A 24,500-nucleotide genomic window follows, 5' to 3' on the forward strand; every position below is an offset into this window, starting at 1 on the left:
ATGAAAAAACCTTTGATTTCTGTTATTGTTCCTATTTATAATGTTGAATTATATTTGGAAAGATGTATTATAAGTATTATTACTCAAACAATTCATGATATTGAAATAATTTTGATAGATGATGGATCTACAGATAAATCAAGTGTGATAGCTGATAGATATGCATTAAAAGATGATAGAATATTAGTTGTTCACAAACCCAATGGAGGATTGAGTGATACTAGAAATGCAGGAATAAAATTAGCAAAAGGAGAGTATTTGTCATTTATTGATTCTGACGATTGGATTGAGTCCACAATGTTGGAAAGCATGTATGAGAAAGCTTGTTTGTACAATGCCGATATAGTAGTTTGTGGTGTTTGTACAGAATTTGTAAATGAAAATCGTATTGCTGAATATAAATCAATTGATAGATTATATGTTGAAAATGATAATATAGGAGAATTGTTTTGGAAATTGTCCAAAAAGAATATTTCTAATTATATGTGGAATAAAATATATAAATCGTCTTTGCTGTCCAATAATTCATTGTGCGTTGAAAATTTAGTACCTATGGAAGATTTGTTTTTTAATCTTAAAGCTTTCAAATGTGCAAAATCAATATATGTGTCTAGTGGCTTGTTTTATCATTATATGCGCCGTGACAGTTTTACTCTTTTATCTTCTTATTATTCTAGACTTGGATGTGTATATGATAAGATGATAAATTCCTGGAATATGTTTTTTGATTATTTTAATCTTAAAGGTCGATTATATGACGAATACATTTTAAGGTTAAGAAGCTTAAGTGGGCTTGCAATAACACTAAATATTTATAAACAAAATTCTCCTTATTTGAATGATAAACAAAATAGATTGCTTATTATCAATAAAGAAATATATGGAGGTGAATTTTCTATTTCAAATACGATTAAATCGAAGAGTTTTATTGAGTCTATTTATTTGTATTCTGTAAGAAATTTTTCACCATATATGTTTGATATTGTGTTTATGAATTTGTTTAGATTGAGATATTATTTTAGATTATTGTATTACAAAATACGCTCTAATTTAATAAAATAGATGATATTATGATGATACGATTAATAGTATCTATTATAACTATAATTGTTTTTTCAAGGAATATATTTATTGAGATTGAATTTCCTGTTTATTTATATTATTCATACTTTTTATTTGTATTTATTATATCTATATTGAAAGGTGGTATAAAAATAGATAGAACAATGCTATATTTTATCTTTTGGGCAATAGTTTCATTAGTGCTAAATAACGTTTCTCCTATGTTTAAAGCAGAAGAACGTTTGTTAAGTTTTGTTGTTGTGGTATCTTCGATTTCTCCCTTCTTAAATTCCTCTTTTTTATATAGTTATAAATTTCGTTTAATCAATCTTATGAATTTAGTAATTGTATATGTGGTAGTCATATCGTTTATTGGATATTTATTGTCTATTTCTAGTTTTACTGGTAGAAGTGGATTTAATGGATTGGTTAATCATTCTTTATTACTGGGCTATATGTCTGGTGTGTCTACAATAATCTGTTTTGTTAATTACTTGTTTTCAAAACAAAAGATAGATAAAATTAAATATCTATTCCTAATATTAATTAGTCTTTTAGTTTGTCTGATTAGTGCATCAAGAACTGCATTTGTTTCTATTATAATTTCTTTGTTTCTTATGATTTATGTTCATTACAAGAATAAAGTTATGTCTATATTTAAGGATTTGTATGTTTTTATTATAATTATATTTATATCTACTCCTTTGTGGATTAAATTTTCTCAGAATATATTGGAAAAACATATAGCTCGTTCAGAGGGAGGTAGTGCATTAAGTGGTAGAGATATTATGTGGTTGGATAGATTGGCAGACTTCCAAGAGAGCCCTTTTTATGGTGTTGGATTTGCTTCTATGAGCAATATGTTTTATAGTAAATTTTCAGATGATGGAGTGGTAGAACCCGGATCTTCATGGCTTTTTGTATTATCAACGATGGGTATTGTGGGACTTGTACTGTTTTCAATTATGATCTTTAAACCTATATGGTATGTACTTCATACTTCTTCCAATGGAGCGTTAAATTTGTTTGTATTAGGAATATTGTCTTATTGTGCATTGCATATGGGGACTGAAGGCTATGTTTTATCTTCTGGGGCCTTTTGCTTTGTTTATCTTTGGTTATGTATTGGGATTTCAAAATATGTGAAATAAATAATTAAAAATCATGTAGTTTAAATTGAATGACAATTGAATGAAAACAATCTTAATACTCTATTCCGCATTCATGCCTTACAATCTTATTGTAGTAAAGGAACTAATACAGATGGGTTGTACTGTCCATATAGTCAGATGGACGAAATGTAATACCCCCTATGTTCCTTCCGAATTACCGAATGTGAATTATTATGATCGTAATACATTTGCAAATGTACATTCTTTACTTCACAAAGTGCGAGAAATAAAGCCTGATTTGATTTGGGTTTCGGGTTGGATTGATAAATTATATTGCAGAGTAGTCGGTTTATATCGAAAGGAACATGATATACCGGTTGTCGTAGGGAGCGATACCCAGTGGCGGGGGGGAAAGCAATGGTTGAATGTTTTCTTTTCTCCTTTTAGACATAGGCGTTGGTTTAGCCATATTTTTGTGTCCGGTATTTGGCAGTATGAATATGCTCGTAAATTAGGATTTGATACTAATCATATTCTTATGCATAATTTATCGGCTGATGTATCAACATTTATGTCTGTTGATATTAACTTAAAGCAATATCATTATCCTCATAAACTTTTATTTATCGGACGTTTTGTTGACGTTAAAGGTTTATCTTTTCTTCTTGATGCGTGGAAATCTATTCCGGATAGAAAAGGTTGGACGCTTACTTTAGTAGGGAACGGCCCATTACGTGATACCTTGAATGGTTTTCCGGATGTGGAGATCAAAGATTTTATGTCACAAGAACAATTAGCGACCGAAATGCAAAACTCCGGAGCTTTTATCCTTCCTTCTATCTTCGAGCCATGGGCTTTGGTCCTGCATGAAGCTGCTGCGGGCGGATTACCTATTCTTGCTTCCAATTGTTGTGGGGCAGTTCCTTATTTTGTATTGGATAATTATAACGGGCGTTTGTTTACTCCGGGAAATATCTCATCCATTCGTGAGGCGATTCAATTATTGATTACTACCTCCGACGAAGATTTGATACGCATGTCATACAAAAGTCGTGAATTATCCAGACGCATTAATCCAGAGATTGTAGCACAAACATTATTAAGCGTAATATAATATGAATAGACTCCTTACTGTAATCCGTTGGATTATTCGACAACCTCTGAACAGAGGTAATAAGCAAAAAGCCCTAAAACGCTTTTTGCAATGGCAGCTAAATGTCCGTATAAATCCCTATCCAATAATTTTACCTTGGGTAAATGGGGTGAAGTTGATCGTAAAACGAGGAATGACTGGGGCTACCGGAAATTTGTATGCCGGTCTGCATGATTTTGAAGATATGTCATTCCTTTTGCATTTGTTGCGTGATGAAGATATGTTTATGGATATCGGCTCTAATATCGGTAGTTATACGATTCTTGCTTCAGGAGCGATCAGGTGTCGTAGTATTGCGATAGAACCGATTCCATCTACCTACGAACATTTGAAGAATAATATAGCTGTCAATCGGATGGAAGATCGCGTAGAAGCTCTTAATATAGGTCTGGGAAGTAAACATTCAACGTTATTATTTACTAATACTCAGGATACAGTAAATCATGTAGCAGTTGATGGAGAAAAAGATACAACCGAGGTTTCTGTACAGACGTTAGATGGAATCCTGAAAAGTTGTACTTGTCCTTTATTGATTAAAATAGATGTGGAAGGATTTGAAACAGAGGTTTTGCTTGGTGGTAAGAATACGTTGAATAATCCGGATTTGAAAGCAGTCATTATAGAATTGAACGGATCGGGTGCACGATATGGCTACAAAGATGCAGACATACATGCTATGTTTATAACAGCAGGTTTTCGTCCTTATGCGTATGAGCCGTTCACTCGCCAATTGACAGAACTAAATGCATATTCGGACGAAAGTAATACGATTTATATTCGGGATGTGGATTTTGTAAAGAATAGAATAAGGGTATCTGATGCATTTAAGGTTTTAGGTTTGGAAATATAAATATCATACTTATGGAAGATGCATTATTTTGGTTAAAGAACAATCTGTTTAGAAAAGCTGCAATGCGACAATATAAGAGAGCTATATTGTCGGATATATTATCTGATGAAGAATTGAACAATATCAATTGGATGAAGAGAAAGGCTATTGTAATGCATGCTTATAACCATTCCCTTTTCTATAAACACTTTTATGATGATCATCACTTTAATCCATCCATGTTACAAAAAGAGGCTGATTGGGATATAGTTCCAATATTGGAAAAGAAAGATGTTAGGACATTTCGTGAAGAGATAAAAGATAGTAGTATTTCCCAAAAACAAGTTGGAATTGCAACCACAGGAGGATCTACAGGAATGCCTTTGAAAGTCTATATAGACAAACGTTTTCATTTTGAAATATTGGGTTGGCGTGCTTTTCGTTGGTGGGGAGTTTCTCCAGCTGATCATGTTGGAATTATACATCGTTCCGTGCCATCCACTTTTTTAAGCAAATTGATAAATCGCTGTATGTGGTGGCCTACTCGCAGGGCATATTTAAATGCTTCTTCCATGATGGAAGAAGATATTAGAGTATTTGTGGATACTCTAATATCACAGCATACTAAATGGATTGTGGGATATGTTGGAGGTATAGAAAAAGTGGCCGATTATATTCTTGCAAATAACATTCAAATAAATTCTGTTCGTATGGTTTGGTCTACATCTGCTCCTTTATTAGATTTTGTCCGTAAAAAAATAGAGAAGGCCTTTCAGTGTAAAGTAATGGATCAATATGGGTGTAATGAAGTAGCAAACATAGCGATTCAATGTCCATTATGTAATGGTCTTCATATTAATTCCGACTTTATCCATGTTGACATAGTGGACCAAGAGGATAGACTTTTGGAAGCAGGCAAATATGGTGAAATTTTAGTTACAAATCTAGAAAGTAGAGCTTTTCCGTTAATAAAATATAGATTAGGGGATAAGAGTAAATATATGTTGGAAAAATGTTCTTGTGGATTACCTTATCCTTTATTGGAATTAATAACAGGCAGGACTTCTGATTCTGTATGGACTCCCTCAGGTATTATTCTTGAAAGCATTTATCTTACCTCGATTTTTGATGATTATACTGACTATGTGCAAAATTTCAGAATTTTGCAAAAATCAGATTACTCTGTAATAATTGATATTGTTATTGATAAGGAACAACAATCTGAAATTGAGAATGTAATCCAAACAATTAAGAATATATTATTGTCGAAATCTAAAAATGAAATACCAATTATTATAAAGTGCGTTGATAAAATAGAAGATGATCGAGGTAAAAACAGATATATAATTAGTAAAGTAGCCTTGAATTTGAATAAATAATGAAGATCCTACACTCAATCCCATCCATGGGCGTATTATTCGGTGGTCCGGCTTTAAGCACATTGTTGTCTGTGCAAGGAGAAAGGTCAGTTGGGCTTTCTTCTGTTGTTTTGACATACGATGTAGATAAAAGAAAGGACCGTTTGATAGATTCTTCTTCGTTTATCTACTTGGTTGCACGTCCTAAAGAGAGGCGGTTTGCCTATTCATCCTCTTTTCGTAAGGCATTGGAAGATGAATCGGCTGATTTGTATCATATTCAAGGGATATGGCAATATCCGTCTGTCTGTACGGCTTCGTGGGCAAGAAAAGAAAATAAACCCTATGTGATTACTTTGCGGGGCATGCTGTATCCGCAGTGTTTTGAGAAGTCTGCATGGATAAAGAAATTATCGTTGTGGTTATACTTGAAATCTGATCTGCAAAGGGCGGCATGCTTGCATGCTACTTGTATGGAAGAGATGGAACATTTACGAAATATGGGTATTTATGCACCTGTTGCTGTTATACCTAATCCGATTCGGACTTCAGGCCTTCAGGATAATATTATTCTACCTGACGGATTGCGGATAGGCTATTTAGGACGTATCCATCCTCGTAAACGGGTAGAACGGATTTTTTATGCTTTAGATGCTTTGCAGGATAAGAATCTAGAGATTCTGGTTATCGGTGATGGAGATGCCGCGTATATACAGTTCTTACGGGAAGAAGCCAAACGCTTACATTTGGATCGTATGATTTTTACCGGCTTTTTAAGTGGTGAAGAGAAAGAGAAAGCATTGAAATCACTTTCCTATTTAGTTGTTCCCAGTGATTTTGAGAATTTTGGGAATATTGTTACAGAGGCATTGGTAAAAGGCATCCCTGTTATCGCCTCCAAAGGTACACCCTGGGAAGAGCTGAATACGCATCGTTGCGGTTGGTGGGTGGATAATGATGTGGATACTTTGGCGGCTACGATTAGGGAGGCCTTGAATACTTCCGAAGCCGAAAGGATCGCAATGGGTGAGCGGGGGAAACATCTGATTCAGGAGAATTATTCCGTAGAGATGGTTGCCGGAAAGCTGAAGCGATTGTATGAGTGGATACTGTATGGAGGCGAGAAGCCGGAGTTTGTTTATTTGAAATAACTGAATCCGAGTTTACCGAGCCATCAGTATACATCGGATTATTGGGGAATTATCCACTCAAGAAAGAAAAGATTCCGTTTTTCATCTGGTTACATATATATTGGTTTATACAACCGGAAATTACTCAATGAAAACAAATCTATCTAAATATGATAACTCTTGGTATGATCCAGGAGCTGGTCTTGTCAAAAGGACGCTTTGGTTTATAGTCAATGTAGTATTCTTTCAATGTCCTTTGAATCCATTTTCTTCTTTGAAAGTTTTTTTACTACGACTATTTGGAGCGAAAATAGGAAAAAAAGTATGTATAAAGCCTTCTGTAAATATAAAATATCCATGGCGATTATTTGTGGGTAGTAATGTTTGGATAGGAGAAAGTGTATGGATTGATAATTTAGCTGATGTTGTGATAGAAGACAATGTTTGTATTTCACAAGGAGTAATGTTACTTTGTGGGAATCATAATTATAAAAAAGAAACATTTGATTTGATGATTGGTAAAATCATAATAAAGAAAGGAGCTTGGGTTGGAGCTCGTAGTATAGTTTGTTCCGGTATTATATTTAATGAAGGAGCAATATTAACAGTCGGTTCTGTTGCCAATAGAAACTTGGAAGAATATGCTATTTATCAAGGTATACCAGCAGTTAAGATTCGAAATAGAAATATCAATTAATGTAATCAAAAATCATTTATTCACCTTTTAGATATAGGTTGTGGAGATGGTTATTTTCTACATTAAATCAATTTATTTAATTCTAATTCAAAAATGAAAACAGCATTAGTCTGTGGCGCCGGTGAATTTATCGGTAGCCATATGGTGAAGTGCCTCAGAAAAGGGGGCTATTGGGTGAAAGGTGTCGACTTGAAATATCCGGAATTCGGACAGGTAGAATAGTGGATATTATTTGAAATGAAGATATATTGTATCTCTCAGGTTTACTGGCCTGACAATGTAGCTGTTGCTCAACATTTATATGATTTATTAAAATTATTATCAACCCGTGGGCATGAGGTAACCATCATCACCAGCCGTCACAATTACGAACATCCGGAGATTATCTACCCGGCTCGTGAGTGCTGTGAGCGGGTTCATATTCACCGTCTGCCGAACACAGGATTCGGCAAGCGAACGAAACTTGGGCGGCTGGTTGATTTTCTTAGTTTCAATTTTCTGATTGCCTGGAAATTACTTTTCATTGGCCGCAAATCGTGCGATGTGATGATTGGTCTGACCAGTCCGCCTTTGCTTTCGTATATCGGGATCAAGATTGCGCGGATGAAAAAGATGCGTTTTGTCTATTGGACGATGGATCTGCAACCGGAACTCTCTGTAGTGGCCGGATATATGAAAGAGGGTTCTTCGATGGCACAGACGATTCAGAAGCGGGGGGATTATATTTTTCGACATGCGGACAGGATAATCGTGTTGGATAAGTATATGAAGGAGCATATTTGCCGTCGTCTTCATTCGGACAGGAAAGGGATCGATGTGATTCCGGTCTGGCCGGTGATGGAGTCGGTGTATGAAGGGAAGCGGGAGGATAACCCGTTCCGTCAGGAGAATGGTTTCGGTGACCGTATCGTGATCATGTATTCCGGTAATCATTCGGTGATGCATCCGTTGACGACTTTGTTGGAGACTGCTGTCCGGCTGAGTGATGACAAGCGTTTCCTCTTTGTTCATATCGGTGGCGGAGTACGTTTACAGGAAGTCCGCGAATATAAGGAAGAGTATGGATTGGATAATGTCATGATCCTTCCTTACCAGCCGCGTGAACGGATTCATTTGTCGTTGGGTTCGGCCGATATCCAGGTTGTTTCGTTGGGAGAGGGATGTGTCGGATATACGCATCCGAATAAGGTCTATGGGGCTATGTTTATCGGCAAACCGATTCTCTATATTGGTCCGGAGAAGTCGCATATCAGTGATATCCTGAATGTCTGTAAAGGAAACATGGCTGTCTGTCATGAAGAATCGGAACTGTTGGCGGAAAGACTTTTAGCTTTTGCCGAACTTTCAGAAAGTCAAAAGAACGCAATCGGATTGTGTAACAAAACTTTTGCCGAACAGCATTTTCATCCTGATGTATTATTAGATCAGATGATACGGTCGGTAGAGTCGGTAGAGGATTTATGATATCTTGATTTTTTTCTTCTCTTTCTTTTTTGATATTCAATTATTTCTTTGTTCCTTTGCAGTAATCAAAACAAATAAGAATATGAATAATCCATTCGAAAAATTAATTAAGATGTCTCCAGAGGAACTGCTGAGTGCAACAAAAAAGATGTTGGAGGATAAGGAAGCATGGAAAGAATGCGTCCAAAAGAAAGAATCTTTTTCAACTCTGGAGAATAGAGGTATGAAATTGATGAAAGTTAAATAAGCCGTTAAAAATCAAACCATAAACCTTAATTGTAATGTATTCTATAATTAATCTTGATGACATTAATTTGTCCGCACCTTATTTTGTATATGCTTCATCTGATAATAAAAGTATAAAATTCACAACGGATAATACGTTGCATTATACTGTATCGTTTATTGAAGATTACAATTTTCCTGGTGCATATCAGTTTTTCTTATATGAAGATGATAAAAGAAAATCCTCATATGATGAAAAAATCAGTTTAACGATATTATCTATTCTAAGATCTTTTTTTACAGATAAGAATAATGTGTTGCTTTTTATTTGTGATGCACAAGATGACCGGCAGTGTGGAAGGAATCTGTTGTTTTCTAAATGGTATCATATATATGGGAGTAAAGCATATCATAAAGAAGATTTAGTAATAAATGTAGGTGGAACTTGTTCCTATTATGCATCATTTATTTGTAGGAAAGATCATCCTTCGTTAAAAATCATGCAAGAAACATTTATCGATTTTCAGAAAAAAAATTCAAAATAAAAACGTTTTGCTTCAGATTAACTAATACACAAAAAGTCTGTTACCCCTCCATATCAGAGAAGATAACAGACTTTAAACGATCAAACTTCCGTCTCTTCATCTTTCCAGTCCTCTTCCGGATAATACTGGTCGATGATAACGAAAAACAGATGATATTTACATAAGATATGACGTATCCAGCGTTCGCTCACCAATAGCATCTCACTGATCCGGGAGATATCCCGGTCGGTAATGCCGGAGACATCCATGCTTTCGGCATGTTTTCGGTAAGCCTTCAACAGACAGTCATAGATAGCATATCCGGTCGCTTTGTTGCGGCGGATCATACGTTGGTAATTTTCTTTGTAACTCATGCCGTGAATAATTTGTACAGACCGCCGATCAGTCCCGCAGCCATCAGGCTGTAACCGGCAATGTCTATGGGTTCGACACGTTGTTTGGTTCCCCAGTCGCCCTGGTGGAGAGCGAGAGTATCGCTCCGATAGTTGTCAGCGTCACTTCTGTCTGCTCCATCAGCAGAGACAGTAGGGTGATCGCCATCAGAAAGAGGACGAGGGTAGGGATGGGGACAAGGGCAGTCACCGGCTGCCGACTTTTGCCTGCGGGGAAAGATGATCCGGGCAAGGCTGGTGAGGAAGTTGAAAATGGTTTCAAGAGTTTTCATGTTAATTGAAAATTATAAATTGAAAATTAATGATCACAGATTAATGGAATTATCGTACCTTTGTCAAATAACCAAATAAAAAGTATTGTCTTATGAAAAAATTGAAAGAATACTCAATTCAAGATGAAACCTCTTCGGTTAAGGAATCGGAAGTGGAGTATCGCACATCTTATCCTTATATGTCAAGAGCCGAAGCTCTTAAACATGGAATGCCGTTAGAAGAATCCAGAAGACTTATGTTGGAACGAATTCATAAAGACTTCCAAAATAAGTAATATATGGATGTGATGATTAGCGATCAGGTCCATGAAGTTATCATGGACTTTTATGAAGCATCTAAACATTTGCACATTACTCTTGATGAAGAAACTGTAGCCAAGAAGATGCTGCGTATTTATGACAAGGTGAATGATCTAGGTAAATATGCAACATGTTGTAATACAGCTCGTCTGAAGTTGAAATGGAAACAAAATGGTTACAAGGAATGTATCATTGAAAATTTTCATTTCGCATTTCAAATCTATCAGGATGAAAATGATGAATCATTTGTTTATGTCCACGATGCTTGTCATAGCTATTTGTATAAAGAATAAATTAATTGACTATCATCCTTTCGATCGACCGGCAGATCGACACCAGCATCCTCTGGTAAGCAGCACGGTTGTCGCCATTCACTTCGCTGATGTATTTACTATACGCGATCTCTTTGGCATAGGCCGAAGGATGGGCACTGAGTGAGGCGGCTACCGGATAAGCGGTGTGGATCAGACGGGCGAAGTCCATAAAACTGTCTTTCGCTGATTCGTAGGTGCGGAACCAGAGGGAAGTATGGCCGCTGTTTTCCGACAGATCGGTCTTTTCGCCTTTCCAGAAAGCGTTTGGACGTCCGTAAGCGGTGATACCGAAGAAATTGTTATGCTCCTTTGCCAGCGTACTTTCTCCCCAGCCGGTTTCGATGGCCGATTGGGCAAGGATGACGATCGGATTGATTCCGAAACATTCCCCCGCCTTTTGAGCGGGGAAAAGATACTGTTTGATGTATTCCTGTTTTACCATAATAAAGAATAATTATTTTACTCGATTTCCGGACGGTCACTGCCACCGCCGCCTTCTTCCGGCTTGCTTTCCGCGCCGGGGATATTGTATTTTTCGAAACTGGCATTACGGATCGTGTCCGTCAGCATTGTACCCGGATAGAAAACTATATGTGCCCGGTGGAACAGAGAGGTATTGAAATCCTTTTCCGTAGAAGATCCTTTGCTGCCGGCAACCATCCGGAAGCTGCCGAAATCGCCCAGATGGATCGATTCTCCGTCGCCCAGCGATTCATTCATGACGGATAAGAGTCCGTCGAGTACCAGCAGGATATCACCGCGGCTGGCAGTGCTGTATTTGCTGATACGGCTGCAAATACGGTTCAGGTCGACCTTTTTGGTGATGCTGGTCTGTGCATAGTAAAGTTCGGCCCCTTCGGCCGCATCCTTACTCATGTCTCTTCTTTTGACAAGTCTGAATTTTAATGGCATGGGAAATAATTATTTAATGTGGATAATATGCCAATGTGCCAATGAAAAAACTTTTCCGGCATTTTGGCGGTTAGTTGGTTATCGATAACATTACAAAGGTAATTGCTGCGGAAAAGTGGCTGCCGGATAGAAGCAGATAGCGGTAGTTGGATGAGAATAAAGAAGGTTATTATTTATCGGAAAAGGAGCTGATAATTGCTATTAAAAGATAGGTGTTTTAACGGCAAAACATATATGGTTTGCGAACGAAACATATATGTTTTGTAAAAGGAAAAAGAGGGTATTTCACAAGAATAGAGACCGGAATTACGATTTAAAATCAGAAAATTATGAATACAAATAAAATAAATCGTATAGTGAATAATTTAATTGAAGTTTTAAAAAAACAATCAGGGCGATAACTGGAAATCATTTGTCGTTGGAGTCTTTGTCAAATTGGCTTGAAACGCAGCCGGATAAAGGACGCTATGTGATGTTGTTGGCGTGGCTCCTGGGGGAACCAGCTATAAAGCAACATACAACCTGGGAGGTGTTAAGAAAACGTTTTAATAAACATCATCGGGATGATATTCTGGAATATTGCGAAATTGATGCCTGCCGTTTGTTGATCGAACGTATCGTGGTGAACGATCCGGATTTATTTATTGCTTATATCTCGGCCATGCTCCGTTGCAAAATAATAGACGGAACGTATGAAAAGACAGCTGACCGTATCGACCTTGTTTTTCGTACCGGCAGGGAAATCAGTACCATTTGCAACCATCTGAGCGAAGCGGATGATGTGTATTTTGACATTTGTGAAGCGGTTAGAGAGACGAAAAAGAAGTACAAGAAAAATTGAAGTGACAGGAATATTGTTTAAACGGTTGTAATCGAGGAATTTATAATTGAGAAATGCCCTCAAGATATATTTTTCAAGGCGAGTAGTAATGGCTAAATTTGCATCAGAACGTTAGGGTATTATTTCATTTGCGAAAAAAATGATGGAAATTACGATTTATAAATTCTAGATAAGAAAGATAGTTCTAACTATATTAAAAGAGAGGCATCCGGATACGTATAGAGTCTACATACGGTAGTGCTTCGGGATAATGACTATCAAGTTTTAGCGCAAATAGTAATCTCATAACGGGGCAAATATTAATTTTCTTTAAATGTGATTATTATGAGCGTAAAACAAACGAAAGAAAACCCGGAGGTATTGTGGATGGGAAAGTCTTTTATGAAGATGCCTCGAAAAGTGTTGGCGCTGTCGGTTAGTGCCAGTAAGAAAGAACGTCACCTAGCCCGTATCTACATGGCATTGGCAACGATGAGTTATTTCAAACCCGGATTTATGAAACTGGGACGTATCCAGTACGTTTGCCATGTAGGGGAATATTTTTGTACTTATCAGTTCCTGGCTGATCGTACTGATATCAGTGTCGGTTCGGTGGGGTATTATCTGAGAAAGTTGGCTCGTGAACGATTGATCGAATATGGTCCTGTGGCGGGAGGCACAAAAATCAAGATTTGTAATTATAATTATTTTTCGGGACAGATAACGGAGAATACGGATAACAACGGGAACGATATTTCTGCCGCTCAGGCAATGGCTGCTGCCGAACAGGCGATGGGAGGTCGTAGCAAACAATTTCAGCCAAAAGGAAAGGGAGGCGAAGCATGAAAGAAGGTGTTGACGAACAGAAAGATCTGACATTGTCGGAGGTGGAGAATACGTTGGTGTGCTGCCTGCTGACCAGTGTGGATGCTCCGGGCCTGGTGTCGACATTGCTGCATAAGGAAATGTTTTCGGATGCAGCGCTGGGTTTTGTTTTCCAGGCGGTAATGAATTTGTATGAACAGGGTGTGCAACCGGATATGGTGTCGGTCGAAACGGAGATGCGGCGGATGGATGAAGCTCGCTGGAAGGAGCTGAACGGATTGTCGTTCCTGCTGACGGCGATGCTGAATGTGCGCCATGGCGGAAATGTGCAGCATTATGCTCAGGAGATAAAGCGCCAGTATATGTTACGTTGCCTGGCACAGTTGTTTGTCCTGCTGAATATTAAGAGCAGTTGTTTTGATGCTGATCCGGAGGCCGTTATTTCGGAAGCGGAAGATTCGCTGCTGAAACTGCGGGGGGAAGTGGCCGGTAGTGAACCGATACGTCCGGTGGGTGTCCTGGCTGCCGAAGCGGTTGCCTGGCACCGGGAGCGGTTGGATGGTTCGTACGACCGGAATCGCATACGGAGCGGGTTGGCTGAGTTCGATTATGTCACCGGTGGTTTTCATAAAGGGGAACTTTCTGTCTTGGCGGGTCATTCGAGCGATGGTAAGACTGCTGTCGCCCTGCATATCGCTGTCCAGGCGGCCCGTGCCGGAAAACATGTCTGCCTTTTCAGTCTGGAGATGTCGAACCTGCAAATGCTGAACCGCATCCTGGCGGGTGTGACGGATGTCGATCCGGACCATCTGCGTATCTCGGGACTGACGGTCCACGAACTGGAGGTGCTCGAAAAGGCCGGAAAGTTGTTGGAGCATCTGCCGTTGTATATTGACTATAAGGCGTGTAACACCCTGTCGGATATCCGTTCGAAGGTCATGCTGAAAAGCAAGAAGGGGGAGTGTGATTTCGTGATCCTCGACTACCTGCATCTGCTGAGCAGTATCCGTCAGAAAAACGAAACGCAGGAACAGGTAGTGGGGCGTAACATAACGGCCCTAAAGCAGTTGGCTTTGGATACCGACTGCCCGGTGCTTGTCGTTTCGCAGGTGAACCGTGCCAGCGACCAGCGTGTCGACAAGGCGCATATCCCGGTGATGAGTGACCTGCGTGATTCGGGAACCATCGAACAGGTAGCTGATTGTGTATTTTTTGTCTATCGCCCGGAGCGTTACGGGATCGTCAAGGACGAGCGTACAGGGGAAGACCTTAAAGGGGTAGGCAAACTCTATATCGTTAAAAACCGAAACGGTGCGACCGGCATTGCCCGTTTCCGTTATAATGCTTCGTACACTAAAATAACGGATTATTAATACCCGGAACGAAATGGCACAATATAATATCGATCAGATAAAACGGTCGGTCCGCCTGGAAGAGGTGGCCGGACATTACGTCAAACTGTCACGTCGGGGGAAGTTGTTTATCGGACTTTGTCCGTTCCATGCTGACCATCATCCGTCGTTGACCGTCGATCCGCAAAAGCAGACTTTCACCTGTTATGCCTGTGGCGAACATGGGGATGTGATTGCTTTTGTACAGAAAGCGGAGAAATGTAGTTTTGCGGAAGCGGTGGAGAAGTTGTCGCCGGTGACATCGTTGCCAATGACACACCCCCTGCCCCCTCTCGAGAGGGGAAAAGTTACTCCCGGCGCTATAAACGAAAAAACGGAATGTCCGATGGTATCTCCTTCCCCTCTTGAGAGGGGGCAGGGGGTGTGTTATCTTACCGTCCAAAAGAACAATCAATTTCTCCAGGCCCTCTTGCCTTATGCTTGCGGTGATTCGGACTTGACGCCTGCTTATCTGGATTTTGAGGTGGGTGTTTCGCCGGGTATGGTGCCGAAAGAATGGTATAAGATGCGGAACCGTGTCATTTTTCCGCTCCGTGATGAGATGGGAGGGTTGATAGGTTTTGCCGCGCGGAAACAACCGGACGGGGATCCGGATGAACCGAAATATAGAAACACGTCGGTGGAAGAGGGGTATCGGAAAAGTGAGAACCTGTATGCCTTGAATCTGGCGAAAGAGGCGATCCGGCAGGATGGTTTTGCATTTGTGGTGGAGGGGTATAAGGATGCCATAGCCATGCATGCGGCGGGTTTCAGGAATACAGTAGCTTTGTGTGGGACGGCTATGTGTGACGGACATGTCGCGTTGCTGAAAAAATATACTTCGCAGGTGACTGTCTTGCTGGACGGGGATCGGGCGGGTGAGAAGGGTTCGACTGAAGCTGTAGCGATTCTTCGCCGGGAAGGTCTCTGGGCTGTCAAGGGAGAATTGCCTGCGGGTGAAGATCCGGATTCGCTCTTTCGCCTTTGGGGAAAGGAGGCTTTTGTCTCTTTTATCCGCGGGTTACGGAAACAATTGCTGTCATCGGAAGAGGTCGCCTTATTCAACCGGATAAGCAGACAGGTGCAACTACTGCTGCAAAAGCATAATGCCGGGGAACGAAAAGTTTTGCTCAGTGATTTGAGGAAGATGTTTGCTTATCGGACAGGTTTGTCGCTTCGTGACGGCCATCCGGCTACATTAGATTGGAGGTGGCTATGAAAGAGGATCAGAAAAATAAGAAGCCGGATAGGGACGAAGAGGAGGAGAAATGGAAGAACCGTAGTTTCGGTTGGCTTGAACTGGGTATCCTGTACAGTCCGATGATAACACCGGCGGCAGCTTCCCGCCGTTTGAAAGCCTGGGTATTGGCAAACAAAATTCTGGTCACTCTTCTGAAAGCCGCCGGTTGGAATCGCAAGCAACGTGTCATGACACCGAAACAGGTGGAATGTATAGTAGAAATATTGGGAAGACCTTAATATCGATAACGTGATGAGGGGGACTGATTCAATATTTATCAGATTTGAACTATCCGATTATTGACCGGTTGTACCTGTCTCCCCTCTCAAGAAGGGAATTGGTTACTCCCATCACTATAAACTGATAGCTCAATTATTCCTAAATTGGCATATTGCCACATTGGCTCATTATTTTCTAAAATCGGAACAAATGAAATTAATATCAAACTTACTTCTTTGGGGAGGTATTTTAGTGCTTCCCCTAAACTCTTATGGCCAGTTAACGAAAGGACTGAGTTACCGGGCGGAAACCGGTGTGAGCTTTAGCGGGGGAGAGCATACTCCTTTCTGGCTGACGGCAAACAAGCAGGGACTTTCGTCCATTGAAAAAAATAATGGGTATCTGCGTGCCGGGGTCTTCCGGGAGTTGGAAAACGATACGCCTTTCTCGTATGCTTTCGGGGCGGATCTGGCTGTGGCTTATAATTTTACTTCGACTTTCGTGGTGCAGCAATTGTATGTGGATTTGAAATACCGTTGCCTGGGGTTGAGCATCGGAAGTAAGGAACGCTATGGTGAGTTCAATAATCCGCTTCTTAGTAGCGGTGGACTGACATTCTCGGGAAATGCGCGTCCGGTTCCGCAGGTTCGTATCGGTATTCCTGAATATACGCTTGTTCCGGGGACAAAAGGTTGGTTGGCTTTCAAAGGACATATGGCTTATGGTATGTTTACAGATGACGGCTGGCAAAAAGATTTTATTAAGCCGGGAGGAAAGCATACGGAGCATGTGCTTTATCATTCCAAAGATTTGTATGTGAAGGTCGGTAACCGAGAGAAGTTTCCTTTGATCTTTGAAGGAGGTCTTGAGATGGCTGCTCAGTTTGGGGGAATGCGTTTAGAGGAAGTGAAAAGATTGATATGCCAAACGGGATAAAGGATTTCTTTAAAGTGTTTATTCCAAGCGGAGGGAGCAGTGACACTCCGCTTGGGGAACAGACGAATATTTATGGAAACCATTTAGGAAGTTGGAATTTTTCTTTGACCTGGTATGCTCCTAAAGATTGGACAATTCGTCCTTATTACGAACATTATTTTGAAGATCATTCGCAGATGTTCGGAGAATATGGCTGGAAAGACTGTCTGGCAGGAGTGGAAATAACGTTTCCCAAAAATCCTGTCGTTAGCAGTTTCGTTTACGAATATATCTCAACAAAAGACCAGTCCGGTCCTGTTTATTGGGATCATACATCGGAGATACCTGAACAAGTGAGTGGTACAGATAATTATTATAATCATGGTATTTATACCGGTTGGCAGCATTGGGGAATGGGAATCGGGAATCCGCTAGTCATGTCTCCGATCTATAATGCAGATGGTGATATAAGTTTTAAAAGTTCACGTATGCAAGGACATCATTTGGGGATCATGGGTACTCCTGTCAACGGTTTGCGATATCGTATTTTATTCTCGTTTACCCGTAATTGGGGAACTTATAGCTTACCTTTTTATGAGATCAAAAAGAATGGAAATGCGTTGGTAGAATTAACTTATACGCTCCATCAGTTAAGAGGCTGGGACTTTACAGCATCGCTAGGTGTTGACAGAGGCGAAATGTTGGGTAAAAGTGCCGGGGGAATGCTAACAATCAGAAAAACAGGATGGATACGATGAGTTCTATGAATATGATGAAAAGAGATATAATAGCGGTGTTGCTGACCTTAATAGTCAGTTCCTGCGGAAAAATGCCGATTAACGGAGACCTGGATGGTCGCTGGCAGATCATGAAAATAGCATATGCATCAGGAGAGGAAGAGAACCTTGAACGGGCATATTACAGTGTTGCTCTGCATACAATCAATCTGATGAAGGTTGATGTAACCAGTCAGACCGGCAATATGGAATATACCGGAGATTCCTTGTTTGTAGTCATGCCGGTCAGTAAAGTTGAAGATTTATTGCCATTCGGGATGAACGGAACGGAGCAACGTTTCGGCGTCAAAGAATTAACATCAAAGCATCTGGTATTACAATCGGATTATGCCCGATTGGAGTTCAGGAAGTTTTGATTCATAATTTATCAGATATGAGCTATCTAATTATCGACCGGTTGTAACTGGCTCCCCTCTGGAGAGGGGAGCCAGTTACAACCAGTCACTAAACCGATAGTTCATCTTTCTAAAATCGAAATAACAACAAAACAAATAACAATATGAATAACGTAATCAGAAATGTATTATTGGGAGGATTACTGTGTCTGTCGGTTCCATTGTCGGCGCAGGTGCCCCAGGATTTGATCGACAAGGCGAAAGCCGCGGGTATGACGGATGAACAGATCCGTCAGGAGATGAATAAACGAATGGGACAGTCCGGAGCGGAACAGACCGTACGTACGGCATCGGATGCTGTGGTAACAGACCGCACGGTCACGGTTCCGGATGGGAAGGAGATACCTCCTCTGGATGCTCAGCGGGAAGCCAATCGTCCGGCGGGAGATTTAAGTGGTACGGTGTTTGGGCGTGAAATATTCTCAAACAAGAACCTGTCCTTTGAACCGGATCTGAATGTACCGACTCCCAAAGGATATGTTTTATCCGCCGGAGACGAATTGCTGATCAATGTCTGGGGAGATTCAGAACTGAATCTGAAACTGAAAGTTTCTCCCGAAGGAACCATCCTTATTCCTAACCTGGGTCCGGTATCTGTGAGCGGACTGACTATTGAAACAGCCGAAAATCGTATCCGTCAGGAACTGGGGCGGATCATGTCTACTTTGTCCGGAAATACAGAGTCTGGAAGTACGGACGGGGCTAATACGTTCGTATCCGTTAGTCTGAGCCAGATACGCAGTATCAAAGTCAATATTGTAGGTGAAGTCGTTGCTCCGGGAACCTATACATTACCTTCGTTTGCTACTTTGTTTAATGCTCTGTATGCAGCAGGCGGAGTGAATGAGATCGGTTCGCTTCGCGGAATAAAGGTTTACCGTAACAGTAAGGAAGTGGCTAAACTGGATGTATATGATTATCTCCTGAACGGCAAATACAATACGAATATCCGTCTGGAAGAAAATGATATGGTGATCGTTTCCCCTTATGACCAGCTGGCTGTGGTTCGTGGAAAAGTAAAACGTAACCGCATTTTCGAAATGAAAAAAGGGGAAACACTCTCACAGCTATTGAACATGGCCGGCGGTTTTACCGGGGATGCCTACAAGAAAGACGTCCGTATTAAACGAAAAGCCGGAAGCCGTTATCAGATAGCTACTGTTACGGAAGATAAATATCCTACTTTTGCGATGATGGACGGTGATTCTTTGTTGGTGGATTCAGTGATTCCTTTCTACGAAAACCGTCTGACAGTGACAGGTGCAGTCTGGCGTCCGGGAGAATATGAGTTGAATGGTACTGTTCATACGGTCCGTCAACTGGTTGATCAGGCAGCCGGTTTGAAAGGAGATGAGTTTACCGGTCGTGCCCAGATCACCCGTTTGAATCCGGATTTCACAACAACAGTTATAGCCGTAGACATTCGTGGTATTCTCAGTGGCACATCTCCGGATATAGAACTTAAACCGGAAGACCAACTGAACATTCCATCCCTGTTTGACCTTCGCGAACCTTATACGATCAAAATAAGCGGGGCGGTGAATTACATTGATACGGTTCTTCCTTACCGGAACAACTTAACCGTTGAAGATGCCATTATGATGGCGGGCGGATTAAAAGAATCGGCGGCAACGGTCAATGTGGAAGTAGCCCGAAGGATTAAGGATACAAAGACTTACGAAAACACTAACCGTACAGCCGAAGTATTCAATTTCGCATTGAACGATAATTTAGGTTTGATATCTACGGATGGAAAGAAAAGCGATACGGTCTTTACGTTGGAACCGTTTGATGAAGTGTATGTGCGTTTCTCACCGGGTTATCAGGAACAACAGGTGGTAAAGGTAAATGGTGAAATCACTTTCTCCGGTGATTACCTACTGGCAGAAAAGAACTCCCGTCTGAGTGATATCATCACTAAAGCCGGAGGAATAACTCCTGATGCCTATGTAAAAGGAGCAAGTCTGAAACGCCAGTTGACAGAAGATGAAATGCGCCGCCTGGAAACTCTGCTGCAACTGAGTTCCAATAAACAGAGCCGTGATTCGGTTGCCTTATCACTGGAAAACATCAAAGACTACTCGGTGGGTATCGACCTGGAAAAGGCTCTAGCAAATCCGGGAAGTGCGCACGATGTGGTATTGCGTGACGGGGATGCGCTTTACATTCCTCAGTTGCAAAGTACAGTTAAGATAAACGGCGCCGTAACTTATCCAAACAGCGTGACCTATACAAATGGGATGTCCGTGGGAGATTGTTTGTCGCAAGCTGGTGGCTATAACGATATTGCCCGTAAATATCCGATCGTAATCTATATGAACGGTAAAGTTGCAACAACGAAGAAATGCTTTATCTTCTTCAAACGTTATCCGAAGGTAGAACCCGGATGCGAAATCGTGGTTCCGACCAAGACACAGCGCGATCGTAAAACCAGCTTAGCGGAGGTACTGAGTATAGCCAGTTCAACCACTTCGATGGCAGCCATGGTCACTTCTATCATTAATACAATGAAATAATTTTCAATCTTCAATTTTCAATTAACAAAGTGGATATGAATCAAATGAATACCCCTGAGACAGACAATGTGCAGGAGATAGACTTGGTAGAATTGGCTAAACGTTTATGGAGTGAACGCAAGTTTTTGTTCAAATGTTGTGGAGTGGCGATAGTTGTAGGATTGGTGGTCGCTTTCAGTATACCGAAAGAATACAGTACGACGGTAAAGCTGGCACCTGAAACGTCTGATCCATCCAAAAAGATGGGGAATCTGGGAGGATTGGCTGCTATGGCAGGGATTAATCTGAACAGCTCTTCGGGAGCGGATGCTATTTCTCCGGATTTGTATCCGGATGTGGTGCAGAGTATTCCTTTTCTGTTGGAGTTGTTTCCGGTACAGGTTGAGAGTGAAAAAGGGGATTACTCATCGACATTGTATGCATATATGAATGAGGATCAGAAAAGTGCGTGGTGGAGTTATGTAGTACAGGCTCCATTCAAACTGTTGGGTGTTGTGAAAGATTTATTCTCAAAGGAAGAGGAAAAGAACAGTATGGAGTTATCCTCTTTTCATCTAACAAAAGAGCAGTCTGATGTGATAGAGGATTTGCAGGAGCGCATTTCTGCCTCTGTAGATAAAAAGACATTGGTGATCACTGTCTCTGTTCAGATGCAGGACCCGTTGATCTCTGCGAATATCACTCAAATTGTATTGGAAAAACTTCAGGGATACATCACAAATTACCGTACCCAGAAGGTAAAGCAAGACCTTGAATTCACAGAGAAAGTATTCCGCGAAGCCCGTGAGTCCTACTATAAGGCACAACGTGCCTATGCGGCCTTTGAAGATGCCAACAAGAATATCATTTCAGCCAGCTATCGTACGGAACAGGAGCGTTTGAAAAATGAAATGACATTAACCTTCAATGTTTACAATACGCTGGCCCAGAAGTTGGAACAGGATAAACTCCGTGTACAGGAACAGACACCGGTGTATACAATAATACAACCTGCCACTGTCCCTTTAAAAGCATCTTCTCCCAAGAAACCACTGATCCTGATCGGATTTGTATTCCTTGCCATATTTGGCGGAATCGGTTATCTGTTTATCAAAGACCTTTTCAACCCCAAAGAGGAAACTGAGGTTTTAGATATTGAATAATTAGTTGGGGTATTTGTATAGAGTTCAGTTTTTATCAGATATGAACTATCTTGTCCCCGTGCTTGACACGGGGCCGCAGAAGAACCAGCAGTATCAAAAGATACATATAGGATACGGTCTGTGCCTTTGCGATCCCGTGTCAAGCACGGGAACGGGATAGCTCAATTATTCCTAGTATTGACATATTTTCTGAATGTCACTCTGCGATCTTTATCATTCTTATCATTATTTTGTTACTGAAGAATCCGGCTGTCTGCTGGTAGGCTTCAGGGAAGATTCCGTTACTTTCATTGTAAAAGAGGTATGGAATAAGGAACCTGTTGGCTTGCCGGAAGTGGATAGACAGTATACTGAAATGCAGCGAATCGGAGAAATGTGCGGCTGTAATCAGTTTCGTATCCTGGCTCATGGAGGCTATCTTCCGGAGGCACTTTCCTTTGAACTGCATGGACTGACTGTTTCGGATGATAGCTATCTGAAAAGCTTGGAAACGGGAAAGCATATTGAACTGTTTTCACATAATGAAGCGGCTTACCGGGCCATCGAGGAAGGATTCAAAACGAATAGGATCGGAGCCGTTGTACAGGCGACCGGAACAGGAAAATCCTATCTGATTGCCCGCTATATCGTCAATCATTCGGAAGACGATATAGTAGTTATTGCTCCCAACGTTACGATTATCGCTGAGATCAAAAAAGCAATTGGCAGGACAATGCCGCATGTGACCTACCGGACTTTCCAGGCATTAGTCCTGAATCGCGGTACGGTGGGTGAACTCAAAGCAGATCATATCATTATTGACGAGTTCCATCATTTCGGGGCGGAGGTATGGGGAAAAGCTGTACAGGAAGTCATTGATAACAATCTGGAGGCCCGTGTACTGGGAATGTCGGCAACCCCGATACGTCCTGAAGAGATGCTCGATACGGTAGAAGTCTATTTCAAGGGAAACCTGTTTCATGAACTGTCTTTGTCTATGGCCTGGTATTATAAGATACTGCCTGTCCCTGTCCTGGTGCAGAGCGTATTCGATCTGAATAACCAGCTGGATAAGGTGCAGCGTATGCTGAACAGGAGTGACTGTACATCAGAAAGGCGCAAGCATATTCAAGACAAGATAGACTTTGCCCGACTGGATTTTCGCGGTTCATTGAGTGCATCGGAACTAATCCGGCGTTATCTTCCGAAAGATGTAAAGAAAATGCTTGTCTTCTGTAAAGACAAGGAGGATCTTCAGCATATGATTCCCGAAGTCTCGAACTGGCTCGGACAGGCAGGCTTTGAAACGGAAACATTTGAGATCCATAATGGGCTGAGTAACCGGGAGAATGAAAAGACATTGCGTCGTTTTCGTAGGGAAACAGGAAAACTGCATGTCCTTTTCTCCATAAATATGCTGATCGAAGGATTGCATGTGGAAGGAGTAGATGCTGCCATGTTCCTGCGTCGGACGGAATCATATGTGGTTGCCTTGCAACAGCTGGGCCGTTGCCTGAAAGCAGGTTCGGACCGTCATCCGGTAGTGCTTGACTTTGTCAATAACCTTTCGGGTCGTTCTGTTTATGAGGCTATGTCAAGGGAGTTGGTTTATCATCCGGCGATCCGTGCCCCGAAGAGCTTTAAAGGCTTTATGGAGTTTGAGGTCACGGGATTCCTGTCTGATATCCGTGCCCGTGTGGATGATATGCTGGCGGAGTTGGATGCGTGGCCGGTCATGTATGAGCGGCTGATCGAATATAAGGAACGTGAAGGGCGCTGGCCGCAGGCAGCCGAAGGAAAGTTGGGAAACTGGTGCAATACCCAGCGGATTGCCCGGAAGAAAGGGACGTTGTCGGAAGATTATATCTCACAGCTGGACCGGATCGGTTTTGAATGGGAGGTGCAGGACAGTCGTTGGATGCAGTATTATGAAGAGTTAAAGGGTTTTATGGTTGTAGAACACCGTTGTCCCAAACGCGGCGAAAACAAACTGAATACCTGGTGCAACACCCAACGGCAGGCACGAAAGAAAGGTCTCCTTTCCAATGAAAGAATCCGGTTGCTCGATTCGATCGGCTTCTGGTGGGAACAGGATCTGGATTCGCTCTGGGCGGAGAACTGGCAGCAGGTACTTATTTATTACAAGAAACATAAACGCTGGCCCAAAAGCAATGAAGGAAAAGCCGGCAGTTGGTGTAACACCCAGCGTAAAAACCGGAAACAAGGTCTACTTTCAGCTGAACGCATCGCTCGGATGGATGCCGAAGGTTTTATCTGGACCATCGATGATGTCTGGATGGAAAACTATGAAAAACTACAACAATTCTTCTCTGAAAACAACCGCTGGCCAACCGCCCGTGAGAACAAGCTGGGCAGTTGGTGTTTCGTACAGCGCAGAGCCTTGAAAAAAGGCGAACTCTCCTCTGATCGTAGGAGTCTGCTGGATAAGATTTCTTTCCCCTGGAGTTTGAGGTAAATTTCCAATAAGACTTTCCT

Annotated in this window: 26 protein-coding genes and 1 pseudogene; 23 read left to right on the top strand and 4 right to left on the bottom strand. The window is 41.3% G+C overall.

Features of this window, described 5'->3' with window-relative positions:
• From C825_RS13530 to C825_RS13575, 11 genes are all read left to right on the top strand, one after another.
• Positions 1-1,062, top strand: a complete 1,062-nt coding sequence (locus C825_RS13530) for a glycosyltransferase family 2 protein (protein ID WP_010802842.1) — start codon at positions 1-3, stop codon at positions 1,060-1,062.
• Between the two features lie 8 nt (positions 1,063-1,070).
• Positions 1,071-2,213: an O-antigen ligase family protein gene (locus tag C825_RS13535; RefSeq protein ID WP_010802843.1), complete on the top strand. Its 1,143-nt coding sequence runs from the start codon at positions 1,071-1,073 to the stop codon at positions 2,211-2,213.
• Between the two features lie 40 nt (positions 2,214-2,253).
• Positions 2,254-3,288: a glycosyltransferase family 4 protein gene (locus C825_RS13540; protein ID WP_010802844.1), complete on the top strand. Its 1,035-nt coding sequence runs from the start codon at positions 2,254-2,256 to the stop codon at positions 3,286-3,288.
• 1 nt (position 3,289) lies between these two features.
• Positions 3,290-4,177, top strand: coding sequence for an FkbM family methyltransferase (locus C825_RS13545; RefSeq protein ID WP_010802845.1), 888 nt, complete (start codon positions 3,290-3,292; stop codon positions 4,175-4,177).
• Between the two features lie 11 nt (positions 4,178-4,188).
• Positions 4,189-5,535, top strand: a complete 1,347-nt coding sequence (locus C825_RS13550; protein ID WP_010802846.1) for a phenylacetate--CoA ligase family protein — start codon at positions 4,189-4,191, stop codon at positions 5,533-5,535.
• Positions 5,535-6,665 carry a glycosyltransferase gene (locus tag C825_RS13555; protein WP_010802847.1) on the top strand — a complete coding sequence of 377 codons (1,131 nt, stop codon included), beginning with the start codon at positions 5,535-5,537 and terminating at the stop codon, positions 6,663-6,665. The genes C825_RS13550 and C825_RS13555 overlap by 1 nt, the downstream gene beginning before the upstream one ends.
• Before the next feature lie 127 nt (positions 6,666-6,792).
• Positions 6,793-7,341 carry a WcaF family extracellular polysaccharide biosynthesis acetyltransferase gene (locus C825_RS13560; RefSeq protein WP_010802848.1) on the top strand — a complete coding sequence of 183 codons (549 nt, stop codon included), beginning with the start codon at positions 6,793-6,795 and terminating at the stop codon, positions 7,339-7,341.
• A 93-nt stretch (positions 7,342-7,434) separates the two neighbouring features.
• Positions 7,435-7,563: a hypothetical protein gene (locus C825_RS27630; RefSeq protein ID WP_010802849.1), complete on the top strand. Its 129-nt coding sequence runs from the start codon at positions 7,435-7,437 to the stop codon at positions 7,561-7,563.
• Between the two features lie 15 nt (positions 7,564-7,578).
• Positions 7,579-8,805, top strand: a complete 1,227-nt coding sequence (locus tag C825_RS13565; RefSeq protein WP_010802850.1) for a glycosyltransferase family 4 protein — start codon at positions 7,579-7,581, stop codon at positions 8,803-8,805.
• Between the two features lie 82 nt (positions 8,806-8,887).
• Positions 8,888-9,052: a hypothetical protein gene (locus C825_RS13570; RefSeq protein ID WP_007656094.1), complete on the top strand. Its 165-nt coding sequence runs from the start codon at positions 8,888-8,890 to the stop codon at positions 9,050-9,052.
• 34 nt (positions 9,053-9,086) lie between these two features.
• A complete protein-coding gene (locus C825_RS13575) occupies positions 9,087-9,575 on the top strand; it encodes a DUF6169 family protein (RefSeq protein ID WP_010802851.1) in 489 nt (162 codons plus the stop codon).
• Positions 9,576-9,655: 80 nt separating this feature from the next.
• Here the strand turns inward: C825_RS13575 and C825_RS13580 are convergent, their stop codons facing one another.
• The gene (locus C825_RS13580) at positions 9,656-9,928 is read right to left on the bottom strand and encodes a hypothetical protein (RefSeq protein WP_010802852.1); all 273 of its coding nucleotides are present in this window, start codon (positions 9,926-9,928) and stop codon (positions 9,656-9,658) included.
• Positions 9,925-10,239, bottom strand: a complete 315-nt coding sequence (locus C825_RS13585) for a hypothetical protein (protein ID WP_010802853.1) — start codon at positions 10,237-10,239, stop codon at positions 9,925-9,927. Before C825_RS13585 ends, C825_RS13580 begins: the two co-directional genes overlap by 4 nt.
• A 92-nt stretch (positions 10,240-10,331) precedes the next feature.
• Between C825_RS13585 and C825_RS13590 the strand changes: the two genes are divergently transcribed.
• Positions 10,332-10,514, top strand: coding sequence for a hypothetical protein (locus C825_RS13590; protein ID WP_010802854.1), 183 nt, complete (start codon positions 10,332-10,334; stop codon positions 10,512-10,514).
• A 12-nt stretch (positions 10,515-10,526) separates the two neighbouring features.
• Positions 10,527-10,832, top strand: a complete 306-nt coding sequence (locus C825_RS13595; RefSeq protein WP_228100076.1) for a hypothetical protein — start codon at positions 10,527-10,529, stop codon at positions 10,830-10,832.
• A gap of 1 nt (position 10,833) precedes the next feature.
• On the opposite strand, the gene C825_RS13600 is transcribed toward C825_RS13595, so the two are convergent.
• Both C825_RS13600 and C825_RS13605 read right to left on the bottom strand, forming a co-directional pair.
• A complete protein-coding gene (locus C825_RS13600; protein ID WP_010802855.1) occupies positions 10,834-11,295 on the bottom strand; it encodes a glucosaminidase domain-containing protein in 462 nt (153 codons plus the stop codon).
• A 17-nt stretch (positions 11,296-11,312) separates the two neighbouring features.
• Positions 11,313-11,765, bottom strand: coding sequence for an HU family DNA-binding protein (locus C825_RS13605; protein WP_010802856.1), 453 nt, complete (start codon positions 11,763-11,765; stop codon positions 11,313-11,315).
• A gap of 418 nt (positions 11,766-12,183) precedes the next feature.
• Between C825_RS13605 and C825_RS13610 the strand changes: the two genes are divergently transcribed.
• The 10 genes and pseudogenes from C825_RS13610 to C825_RS13655 all read left to right on the top strand — a co-directional run bounded on the left by C825_RS13610 (position 12,184) and on the right by C825_RS13655 (position 24,480).
• Positions 12,184-12,606, top strand: a complete 423-nt coding sequence (locus tag C825_RS13610; RefSeq protein ID WP_044214371.1) for a hypothetical protein — start codon at positions 12,184-12,186, stop codon at positions 12,604-12,606.
• Positions 12,607-12,930: 324 nt separating this feature from the next.
• Positions 12,931-13,431, top strand: coding sequence for a hypothetical protein (locus C825_RS13615; RefSeq protein WP_010802858.1), 501 nt, complete (start codon positions 12,931-12,933; stop codon positions 13,429-13,431).
• Positions 13,428-14,783, top strand: a complete 1,356-nt coding sequence (locus C825_RS13620; protein WP_010802859.1) for a replicative DNA helicase — start codon at positions 13,428-13,430, stop codon at positions 14,781-14,783. Before C825_RS13615 ends, C825_RS13620 begins: the two co-directional genes overlap by 4 nt.
• Before the next feature lie 13 nt (positions 14,784-14,796).
• Positions 14,797-16,020: a CHC2 zinc finger domain-containing protein gene (locus C825_RS13625; RefSeq protein WP_010802860.1), complete on the top strand. Its 1,224-nt coding sequence runs from the start codon at positions 14,797-14,799 to the stop codon at positions 16,018-16,020.
• Positions 16,017-16,280: a DUF4248 domain-containing protein gene (locus tag C825_RS13630; protein WP_010802861.1), complete on the top strand. Its 264-nt coding sequence runs from the start codon at positions 16,017-16,019 to the stop codon at positions 16,278-16,280. The genes C825_RS13625 and C825_RS13630 overlap by 4 nt, the downstream gene beginning before the upstream one ends.
• Positions 16,281-16,470: 190 nt before the next feature.
• Positions 16,471-17,933, top strand: a pseudogene (locus tag C825_RS13635) (capsule assembly Wzi family protein).
• Positions 17,921-18,328 carry a lipocalin-like domain-containing protein gene (locus C825_RS13640; protein WP_010802863.1) on the top strand — a complete coding sequence of 136 codons (408 nt, stop codon included), beginning with the start codon at positions 17,921-17,923 and terminating at the stop codon, positions 18,326-18,328. Before C825_RS13635 ends, C825_RS13640 begins: the two are co-directional and overlap by 13 nt.
• A 143-nt stretch (positions 18,329-18,471) precedes the next feature.
• Positions 18,472-20,883 carry an SLBB domain-containing protein gene (locus C825_RS13645; protein ID WP_010802864.1) on the top strand — a complete coding sequence of 804 codons (2,412 nt, stop codon included), beginning with the start codon at positions 18,472-18,474 and terminating at the stop codon, positions 20,881-20,883.
• Positions 20,884-20,918: 35 nt separating this feature from the next.
• Positions 20,919-22,025, top strand: a complete 1,107-nt coding sequence (locus C825_RS13650; RefSeq protein ID WP_010802865.1) for a Wzz/FepE/Etk N-terminal domain-containing protein — start codon at positions 20,919-20,921, stop codon at positions 22,023-22,025.
• A 193-nt stretch (positions 22,026-22,218) separates the two neighbouring features.
• Positions 22,219-24,480, top strand: coding sequence for a Helicase associated domain protein (locus C825_RS13655; protein WP_010802866.1), 2,262 nt, complete (start codon positions 22,219-22,221; stop codon positions 24,478-24,480).
• Positions 24,481-24,500 lie beyond the last annotated feature (20 nt).

This window comes from Parabacteroides sp. ASF519 (assembly GCF_000364265.2).
Lineage (GTDB): Bacteria > Bacteroidota > Bacteroidia > Bacteroidales > Tannerellaceae > Parabacteroides > Parabacteroides goldsteinii.

Bases quoted from the DNA above. Each gene is read 5' to 3' on its own strand.
- C825_RS13530 (WP_010802842.1), top strand. From the start codon at position 1: ATGAAAAAACCTTTGATTTCTGTTATTGTTCCTATTTATAATGTTGAA.
- C825_RS13535 (WP_010802843.1), top strand. From the start codon at position 1,071: ATGATGATACGATTAATAGTATCTATTATAACTATAATTGTTTTTTCA.
- C825_RS13540 (WP_010802844.1), top strand. From the start codon at position 2,254: ATGAAAACAATCTTAATACTCTATTCCGCATTCATGCCTTACAATCTT.
- C825_RS13545 (WP_010802845.1), top strand. From the start codon at position 3,290: ATGAATAGACTCCTTACTGTAATCCGTTGGATTATTCGACAACCTCTG.
- C825_RS13550 (WP_010802846.1), top strand. From the start codon at position 4,189: ATGGAAGATGCATTATTTTGGTTAAAGAACAATCTGTTTAGAAAAGCT.
- C825_RS13555 (WP_010802847.1), top strand. From the start codon at position 5,535: ATGAAGATCCTACACTCAATCCCATCCATGGGCGTATTATTCGGTGGT.
- C825_RS13560 (WP_010802848.1), top strand. From the start codon at position 6,793: ATGAAAACAAATCTATCTAAATATGATAACTCTTGGTATGATCCAGGA.
- C825_RS27630 (WP_010802849.1), top strand. From the start codon at position 7,435: ATGAAAACAGCATTAGTCTGTGGCGCCGGTGAATTTATCGGTAGCCAT.
- C825_RS13565 (WP_010802850.1), top strand. From the start codon at position 7,579: ATGAAGATATATTGTATCTCTCAGGTTTACTGGCCTGACAATGTAGCT.
- C825_RS13570 (WP_007656094.1), top strand. From the start codon at position 8,888: ATGAATAATCCATTCGAAAAATTAATTAAGATGTCTCCAGAGGAACTG.
- C825_RS13575 (WP_010802851.1), top strand. From the start codon at position 9,087: ATGTATTCTATAATTAATCTTGATGACATTAATTTGTCCGCACCTTAT.
- C825_RS13580 (WP_010802852.1), bottom strand. From the start codon at position 9,928: ATGAGTTACAAAGAAAATTACCAACGTATGATCCGCCGCAACAAAGCG.
- C825_RS13585 (WP_010802853.1), bottom strand. From the start codon at position 10,239: ATGAAAACTCTTGAAACCATTTTCAACTTCCTCACCAGCCTTGCCCGG.
- C825_RS13590 (WP_010802854.1), top strand. From the start codon at position 10,332: ATGAAAAAATTGAAAGAATACTCAATTCAAGATGAAACCTCTTCGGTT.
- C825_RS13595 (WP_228100076.1), top strand. From the start codon at position 10,527: ATGATTAGCGATCAGGTCCATGAAGTTATCATGGACTTTTATGAAGCA.
- C825_RS13600 (WP_010802855.1), bottom strand. From the start codon at position 11,295: ATGGTAAAACAGGAATACATCAAACAGTATCTTTTCCCCGCTCAAAAG.
- C825_RS13605 (WP_010802856.1), bottom strand. From the start codon at position 11,765: ATGCCATTAAAATTCAGACTTGTCAAAAGAAGAGACATGAGTAAGGAT.
- C825_RS13615 (WP_010802858.1), top strand. From the start codon at position 12,931: ATGAGCGTAAAACAAACGAAAGAAAACCCGGAGGTATTGTGGATGGGA.
- C825_RS13620 (WP_010802859.1), top strand. From the start codon at position 13,428: ATGAAAGAAGGTGTTGACGAACAGAAAGATCTGACATTGTCGGAGGTG.
- C825_RS13625 (WP_010802860.1), top strand. From the start codon at position 14,797: ATGGCACAATATAATATCGATCAGATAAAACGGTCGGTCCGCCTGGAA.
- C825_RS13630 (WP_010802861.1), top strand. From the start codon at position 16,017: ATGAAAGAGGATCAGAAAAATAAGAAGCCGGATAGGGACGAAGAGGAG.
- C825_RS13640 (WP_010802863.1), top strand. From the start codon at position 17,921: ATGGATACGATGAGTTCTATGAATATGATGAAAAGAGATATAATAGCG.
- C825_RS13645 (WP_010802864.1), top strand. From the start codon at position 18,472: ATGAATAACGTAATCAGAAATGTATTATTGGGAGGATTACTGTGTCTG.
- C825_RS13650 (WP_010802865.1), top strand. From the start codon at position 20,919: ATGAATCAAATGAATACCCCTGAGACAGACAATGTGCAGGAGATAGAC.
- C825_RS13655 (WP_010802866.1), top strand. From the start codon at position 22,219: ATGTCACTCTGCGATCTTTATCATTCTTATCATTATTTTGTTACTGAA.